This is a genomic window from Pseudomonas sp. XP1, from assembly GCF_053557675.1.
Genome location: NZ_JBNRIJ010000019.1, coordinates 75,445 through 83,394 on the forward strand (window position 1 = coordinate 75,445; position 7,950 = coordinate 83,394).

Annotated in this window: 7 protein-coding genes; 4 read left to right on the forward strand and 3 right to left on the reverse strand. The window is 62.4% G+C overall.

The window, feature by feature from the left end; genetic code table 11:
• Positions 1-48 precede the first annotated feature (48 nt).
• A complete protein-coding gene (locus ACK1U9_RS17245) occupies positions 49-1,116 on the reverse strand; it encodes a DUF748 domain-containing protein (RefSeq protein WP_046616456.1) in 1,068 nt (355 codons plus the stop codon).
• Positions 1,117-1,250: 134 nt separating this feature from the next.
• Here ACK1U9_RS17245 and cysK point away from each other — a divergent pair, with 134 nt between their 5' ends.
• Together cysK and ACK1U9_RS17255 are read left to right on the forward strand one after the other, a co-directional pair.
• On the forward strand, positions 1,251-2,225 hold the full coding sequence (gene cysK, locus ACK1U9_RS17250) for a cysteine synthase A (RefSeq protein WP_449110058.1): 975 nt from the start codon (positions 1,251-1,253) through the stop codon (positions 2,223-2,225).
• Between the two features lie 172 nt (positions 2,226-2,397).
• Positions 2,398-3,333: an aspartyl/asparaginyl beta-hydroxylase domain-containing protein gene (locus ACK1U9_RS17255; protein WP_046616454.1), complete on the forward strand. Its 936-nt coding sequence runs from the start codon at positions 2,398-2,400 to the stop codon at positions 3,331-3,333.
• A 244-nt stretch (positions 3,334-3,577) separates the two neighbouring features.
• Here the strand turns inward: ACK1U9_RS17255 and ACK1U9_RS17260 are convergent, their stop codons facing one another.
• Positions 3,578-5,230, reverse strand: coding sequence for a cyclic peptide export ABC transporter (locus ACK1U9_RS17260; RefSeq protein ID WP_153671626.1), 1,653 nt, complete (start codon positions 5,228-5,230; stop codon positions 3,578-3,580).
• A 33-nt stretch (positions 5,231-5,263) separates the two neighbouring features.
• Entirely contained in the window at positions 5,264-5,713 is a 450-nt protein-coding gene (gene azu, locus ACK1U9_RS17265; protein WP_046616452.1) for an azurin, read from the reverse strand.
• 181 nt (positions 5,714-5,894) lie between these two features.
• On the opposite strand from azu, the gene ACK1U9_RS17270 reads away from it, so the two are divergent.
• Positions 5,895-6,878, forward strand: coding sequence for a TauD/TfdA family dioxygenase (locus ACK1U9_RS17270; protein WP_108479947.1), 984 nt, complete (start codon positions 5,895-5,897; stop codon positions 6,876-6,878).
• A 622-nt stretch (positions 6,879-7,500) separates the two neighbouring features.
• Positions 7,501-7,761 carry a DUF3077 domain-containing protein gene (locus ACK1U9_RS17275; RefSeq protein ID WP_015271332.1) on the forward strand — a complete coding sequence of 87 codons (261 nt, stop codon included), beginning with the start codon at positions 7,501-7,503 and terminating at the stop codon, positions 7,759-7,761.
• The last annotated feature ends 189 nt before the right edge of the window (positions 7,762-7,950 follow it).

The window sequence follows — 7,950 nt, forward strand, 5'->3', positions numbered from 1 at the left end:
GCAGACCAGGTATTCAGTCCCTGAATGCCCCGTCACGGCATTTTGGTCTCAATCCGGCGCGTCACGCTCATACCGCGCGTTGAACGCCTGAATGAACCCGTTGCGCAGGATCTGCAGAAACGCCTCGAAGGCGCTGATATCCTGCTTGTGCACGCTACCGCTGAGCTCTACCCGGGTCGCGAACTGGTTCTTTGGCTGGTTCTTCAATACCGTCTCGGTCGCGCCCACCAGCGCTTCCCAGACCGAGCGGAAGAAGCCTTTGTCCTTTTCCTGCACATCCTGCTGCCAGTCGAACACATCCACATCCCGCAACAGTGGCTTGATGTACCCATTCAATCGGCCGTTGGTCGCCTCGGCCTCTATCACCACATCCCCGTGCCCGGCATTGAAGTCGAACTTGCCGTATGCGCTGGCGAAGTCGTTGAGCTTGCGCAACTCGATACCCGTGGCGCGCAGGCGGAACTCGAAGTCGTCGAAATCGCTGAACGGGTCGAAGGTGGCGCGACTTTCCACCTTGGCATCGCCTACGATCAGCGCCGTGCCATCAAAGCTGGCATCACGTCGGCCCTTTTCGTCACGGATGTTGGTGAGGTTGCGAATACTGGCATCGAGCTGAGTGGCCTTTAGGTTGACGGGGGGCTTGGAGTTGAAGTTGCGGAAAGTCAGCACGCCTTTGTCGATGCGAACCTCGTTGAGGGTGATCGGCAGCAGTTTTTCCAGTTGCTGGCGCCAGTCGGTGCCCTGGCCGGTCTGCGAGTTCTGTTTGTTGCCGCCATCGACGAAGTTGAGCTCTGGCCGGTCGAACACCACTTCGGCAACCACTGCGCGGTCGTACCACAAGGCGTGCCAGCTCACCGACAGGTCGATCAGCGGCGCGTCGAGAAACGGCACCGGCACCTTGCCGGTGGTCTTGACGATCTTCAGCCCATTGATCTGGTACGCGCCGCGCCACCAGGCCAGGTCCACATCGGCCACCTGGCCACGGTAGTCGCCCATGTCGGCCAGTTTGTCGTTGAGGTAGTCGCGCACCAGATAGGGCAGGGCCAGGTGCAGCGCCACCAACAGCACGATCAGGCTGGCCAGGCCGATCAGCGGCCAGCGATAACGGGGTCTCATCGACGTGTCTCCAAGGCGGGATATGCGGTTGACCGCAAGGTGTCTGGCTGAGTTCGAACAGGCTTTACGGGCCCTCGGCCCGGGCTTACCCTTGAGGTCTTTCCCTGCTTTTTTTCATGCCAAGGACTCCTGCCATGAGCCGCATCTTTGCAGACAACGCCCACTCCATCGGTAACACGCCGCTGGTGCAGATCAACCGCATCGCCCCGCGCGGCGTGACCATCCTGGCCAAGATCGAAGGGCGCAACCCGGGCTATTCGGTCAAATGCCGCATCGGCGCGAACATGGTCTGGGACGCCGAAAGCAGCGGCAAGCTCAAGCCGGGCATGACCATCGTCGAACCGACCTCGGGCAACACCGGCATCGGCCTGGCCTTCGTCGCCGCCGCCCGTGGCTACACGCTGATGCTGACCATGCCCGCCTCCATGAGCCTGGAGCGCCGGAAGGTGCTGAAGGCGTTGGGTGCCGAGTTGGTGCTGACCGACCCGGCCAAGGGCATGAAGGGCGCCATCGAGAAGGCCAACGAAATCGTCGCCTCCGACCCGGTCCAGTACTTCCTGCCGGGCCAGTTCGAAAACCCGGCCAACCCGGCGATCCACGAAAAAACCACCGGCCCGGAAATCTGGAACGACACAGACGGCGCGGTCGACGTGCTGGTGGCTGGCGTCGGCACCGGCGGCACCATCACTGGTGTTTCGCGCTACATCAAGCATACGCAGGGCAAGGCGATCCTGTCGGTGGCGGTGGAACCCGTGGCATCGCCGCTGATCAGCCAGACCCTGGCCGGCGAAGAACTCAAGCCCAGCCCGCACAAGATCCAGGGCATCGGCGCCGGCTTCGTGCCGAAGAACCTCGACCTGTCGATTGTCGACCAGGTGGAAACGGTGACCGACGAAGAGGCCAAGGCCATGGCCATCCGCTTGATGCAGGAAGAGGGCATTCTTTGTGGCATTTCCTGTGGTGCGGCGATGGCGGCGGCCGTGCGCCTGGCCGAAAAGCCGGAAATGCAGGGCAAGACCATCGTCGTGATTCTGCCGGATTCCGGCGAGCGCTACTTGTCGAGCATGCTGTTCAGCGACATGTTCAGCGAGCAGGAAAACCAGCAGTAATGGCCTTGCCGCTGATCCCGCGCAACGTTCGGCGGCTTGGTTTATTGCAAAATCTTCATGATTGAGTTGCTGCCCGGGCTGTTTTTACCCTGGCAGCATCAGTTTATGATGGCAGGATGATTTATCGGAGTGCAGGGCGCGCAGCCTTGTTTCTTCCTCAAGGAGTGAAAGCATGACCTTTTCCTTTGCAGCCAAGGCGGGTGTCTTGCTGGTGTTTTTTGGCAGCGTGCTGTTCGTGCACCTGCGCGGCAAGGCTCGCTTGCCGGTGTTGCGCCAGTTCGTCAACCATTCTGCGCTGTTCGCCCCTTATAACAGCCTGATGTACCTGTTCTCCGGCGTACCGTCCAAGCCATACCTGGACCGCCAGCGCTTTCCCGAGCTGGACGTGCTGAAGGACAACTGGCAGGAAATCCGCGAGGAGGCCATGCGCCTGTTCGACGAGGGCTACATCCGCGCCGCCGAGAAGGATAACGACGCCGGCTTCGGTTCGTTCTTCAAGAAAGGCTGGAAGCGCTTTTACCTGAAGTGGTACGACAAACCGTTGCCTTCTGCCGAGGCCCTGTGCCCGCGTACCGTCGAGCTGGTCAGCAGCATCCCCAATGTCAAGGGTGCGATGTTCGCCCTGCTGCCTGGCGGCAGCCACCTGAACCCGCACCGCGACCCGTTCGCCGGTTCCCTGCGCTACCACCTGGGCCTGTCCACCCCCAACTCCGATGCTTGCCGCATCTACGTTGATGGCGAGGAATATGCCTGGCGTGACGGTGAGGACGTGATGTTCGATGAAACCTACGTGCACTGGGTCAAGAACGAGACCGACGTTACCCGGGTGATCCTGTTCTGCGACATCGAACGCCCGCTGAGCAGCCCGCTGATGACTCGCATCAACCGCCAGGTCAGCGCCTTCCTCGGGCGTGCCACCGCGCCGCAGAATACCGATGACGAGCGTGTTGGCGGGATCAACCAGGCGTATGCCTGGAGCAAGCGCTTCAGTAACCGGATCAGTGGCCAGGTGAAGCAGTTCAAGCGCGCCAACCCAAAGGCCTACCGCGTGCTGCGGCCGGTGCTGGCGGTGGTGGTGGCGTATCTGCTGTATCGCTGGTTGTTCTGATTTCTGCCTGTTGGGGCTGCCTTGCAGCCCATGGCGACACAAGGCCGCTCCTACAGCTACCGCGCCAGTTCCTGGAATTGCGCAGCATCTGTGGGAGCGGCCTTGTGTCGCGATAGGGGCGCAAAGCGCCCCCGGCGTCCTCTCAGGAAACCACTCTGGTTCGGTGTTTATAGGGAATTATAGACAGACTATAGAGCGATTATAGATTGTGGTTGATGAGGGGGGGCAGCCCCCCTTTGCTGTCTCAAGCCGGCTCCAACGCCTCGACCACTTTCCCTCGGCTAAGGTGCACCACCTTGTCCGCCGTATCGAAATACCGGTCATCATGCGAAATCACGATGATGGTCTTGCCCATGCGCTTCAGGTCCGGCAGCAGCTCGGTGTAGAACACCCGGCGGAAGGTCGGGTCCTGGTCTGCCGCCCATTCGTCGAATACCAGCACCGGCCGCCCGTCCAGCCAGGCATTGACCAGCGCCAGGCGCTTGCGCTGCCCGGTCGACAGGTCGGTGGTGGTAAAGGCGCCATCGCGCACGCTCACTTTGTGGGCAATCTCCAGCCGTTCCAGGTAGCGCGTGGCATCGCTGGGCAGGCTGTGTTCGTGCTCGGGCAAGTCGTCGAACAGGTAGTAGTCGGCGAACACCGTGGTGAACAGCTGGCGATAGTCATCCAGCCCCTCCGGGCCGACGGCCTTGCCGTTCAGGCGCACTTCGCCGCGTTGCGGGGTGTACAGGCCCAGCAGCAGCTTGATCAGCGAAGTCTTGCCGCAGCCGTTCTCGCCAACGATGAACAGGATCTCGCCCGGCTCGATGCTCAGGTTCACCGGCCCGACGCGGAACGGCTCGTTGCCGTCCACCGGCGGGTAGGCGTACTCGACGTTGTGCAGCTCCAGGTGCGCGCTGGCCGGGGCGGCGCGCTTGACCGGCGGCTCCAGCAGCAGGTGCGGCTCGGGCGAGGAGAAGCGCTCGGACAGGTCGGCAATGCGGCGGAACGCCACCTGGGCGCGGCCGAGGATCGGCAGGTTGCCGATCAAGGTTTCCAGCGGGCCTTTCATGTACAGCAGCACCAGCACGAAGCCGCTCATCACCGCCGGGTCGTTGCTCGGCCATAGCGATTGCAGGGCCAGGGTCAGGCCGATGACCACGAAGAACAGCATCGACCCCAGGCTCTTGGCCGCGACGAAGATGTTGATGGCGCGGATATGGGTGTTGGCGATGAAGTCGGCGGTGCCCTGGATGTTGCGGGTCAGCATGGCATGGCGGCGACGACGGTCGATGCGCAGCTCCTTGGCGCCCTCGGCGATGGCCGAGTAGTGCTTCTGCAGGTTGTCTTCGGCATCGCGGGCAGCGTTGAAACCGGCCACGCCTTTCTGCCTGGCCACGTACTGAATGCCACTGCCGATGCCGATGGCCGCCAGGGTGATGAGGAAGATCGGCCACGACAGCCAGGCCAGGTAGGCCATGCAGCCAGTCACGGTGGTGAGCGAGATGGCCAGCGGGGCGAAAGCGAAGGCAAAGTCGCTGATGGTGTCGACGTCGCGGGTCAGCACCGGGATCAGGCGGTGGGTGCGGTAGCGCTCGATCTGCTCGATCGGCGCCGACAGCACCTTGGCGCCGAGGTCCTTGCGCAGCCTGGCGATGACTTTCTGCCCAACGTAGTTGGTGCCGCTGTCGGCTGCCACGCTGCTGACCAGGGCCAGCACGCACAGGCCGGCGAAGGCCAGGATCACGCCCTGGCTCATGCCGCCGGCGGCATGCAGGCCCTGGTTGACGGTGGCCAGCAGGGCGGTCACGGCCAGGCCGCCGAGCATGCCCAGCAGCACCGAGACGATTACCGCCGGGCGGTAGGGTTTCAGCAGGCCCAGCAATTCGCGGATGGCCCCGGGGGAGGAGGTTTTCATGAAGCGTGATCTCGCTGGTGAGGTAGGGGCGGGTCAGCTGCCGAGGGTCAGGGAGCCTTTCATCAAGGTGCTGTGGAAAGGGAACGAGCAGTAGAAGCTGTACGCGGTACCTGCCTTCAGCGATCGGGTGTCGAGGCTGACGCTGTCTGTTTCACCGCCGCCGATCAGGCGGGTGTGAGCGATCACCCTGGTGTCGCCGGGCTTAACGTAGTCCAGCGCTTCGCCGGCTTTCTGGCCGTCGTCCAGCACGCCTTGCATGTCGGCCTGGGTACTCAGCACCCAGTTGTGGCCCATCACGTTCTTCGGCATGGCGCCAGGGTGGGTGAGCGTGACGGTGAACACGGCGCAGGCCTTGGGCACGGTGATGGTGGCCTTGTCGAAGGTCATCTGGTCGGTGCCATGGATTTCCACGGCGCATGGCTCTGCCGACCACGCGGCAGGGGCCACGGCGAGCAGGGCGAGGAGCAGGAGCTGGCGAGTCATGTATGGTTCCTGGGCGATAGAAGGGTGCACATCGTTCAGACGAACCGGCGCGTGCCAGCTTTACCTGTGTGTGTGGCCCTGGTGAATTTCCCCATGGCCCGCTCGTTCATCTAGTCAGGCGCCGACATGGCGCACATCCCGATTTCGCCGCCTATGCGGCCCTGGCTTGAGGTGACCGGACATGAGTGAACTGCTGAGCTTTGCGATCGAACCCCTGGACGCCGCGCGCGGCAACCTGCCGCTGCTGGTGCGCGCGCCGGAGCCGGGTATCGACCTGCTGGAAGCCTTTGCCGATTTGCAGCCGCTGGTGGACCAGCACTTGCTGCAGGCCGGCGGCATTCTGTTTCGCGGGTTCGAGGTGGGTGGCGCAGAGGCTTTCCGCCAGTTCGCCGCTTCCTTCGGTCACCCGCTGCTCAACTACGAGTTTGGCTCCACCCCGCGCAGCAACGTGACCAAGGGCGTGTACACATCCACCGAATACCCAGCGCACCAGAGCATCCCTCTGCACAACGAGCAGGCCTATACCCTGGAATGGCCGATGAAGATCTGGTTCTACAGCGTGATCCCCGCCGAGACCGGTGGCGAGACGCCGATTGCCGACAGCCGCGAGGTTTACCGGCGCATGCCGGCGCGCATTCGTGAGCGGCTGGTGGAGAAGGGGCTGATGTATGTGCGCAACTACGGCAACGGCCTTGATGTGGAATGGTCGCAGGTGTTCAACACTGAAGATCCACGCCAGGTCGAGGCCTATTGCCGGGCGCATGCCATCGAGTGCATCTGGAAGGATGACGGCGAATTGCGCACCCGCCAGCGCTGCCAGGTGGTGGCGCGCCACCCGGTCACCGGGGAGGATGTATGGTTCAACCAGGCGCACCTGTTCCATGTGTCGAACCTGCAGCCAGAAGTGCGCGAGTCGTTGATGGACATCGTTGAGGAGGAGGACCTGCCGCGTAACGTGTACTACGGCGACGGTACGACCATCGAGGATTCGCTGCTCGATGAAGTGCGCGGGGTGTTGGATGAATGCACCATCAGCTTCCCTTGGCTGGAGAACGATGTGCTGATGCTGGATAACATGCTTGCGGCGCATGCGCGGTCGCCGTTTACCGGCAAGCGCAAGGTGGTGGTGGCGATGGCGCAGGGGCATTCCGAGTTGTTGCGCTGACAGATCTCAAGGTACTGCGCTCCCACATCTGTTTCGGGCCAGTCCAGCCTGTTAAGTCACCTCTGTCCGCCTTGTCTGTCCCATTCGATATTGAAAGTGTCGCCACTGCTTTTCTGCAATCCCCAGGCATGCACCCCGGGTGCGAGTGCGGAGCAAGCAGGAGTGACTGGCCCGAAACAGATGTGGGAGCGGCCTTGCGTCGCGATGCGCCGCGCGGGCGGCGCTCGATCTCATAGGCGCTGAACCTGTCATGGAGAACACCTGTCAGCCCTGACGCATTCTCAAGACATGCCCCCAGCAACCTACAACAATCCCAGACTCTTCCTACGCCTCGGGACTGGCAACTCCACCCCCTGCGAAATACCCTACAACCTCTGTCGACACGCGTCTGATTGTTCCTGCAAATCCCGCACTCTAGGCTTTGCCCGTCGCTGACGGTTCAGCGATCGGGTGTGGAAACCTGCAGCAAGCATTTCAGGTTATGTCGTTCATGGCGGCTGTACCCGGGAGGCCTCGTGCCTACCGAGTTTTCCTTGAATGCACTCGGGTTTCCACCCCGTGTACAGCCGCCACCCTTCCTGTGGAAACGGAAGAGGCGGTCACCGAGCATTCAGGAAAACCAATGACCGACGAAACCAAAACCACCCCCGGTGTCACCTACTTCTACCAAGGCGAAGGCCAAACCCATCCGCTGTTCCGTATCGCTGAGGGCATCCCCTGCCGCAGCGCCCGGGAGCAAGCCTCGGAACTGATGGGCTATGCACGCGACTTGTCACTGACCGGTTTGATGGACGGCGATCAGCAGATGCTCTGGGCTTCGCATTACTTCGCAGCCATGGCCAAGGCGCTGCTGGATGATGCCGAGTTGGGTTTGCTGCGCTGATCCTTGTATTGGTTGGGCTGGCCCTTTCGCGGCTAAAGCCGCTCCTACAGGGATTGTGCATGCCTCAGGTTAAGCAGAATGCCTCAGGGTATGCACAACTCCTGTGGGAGCGGGCGTGCCCGCGAACACGGGCGAAGCCCGTGCCATCCATCGCGCTGCCTGCTTCGCGGGTAAACCCGCTCCCACAGG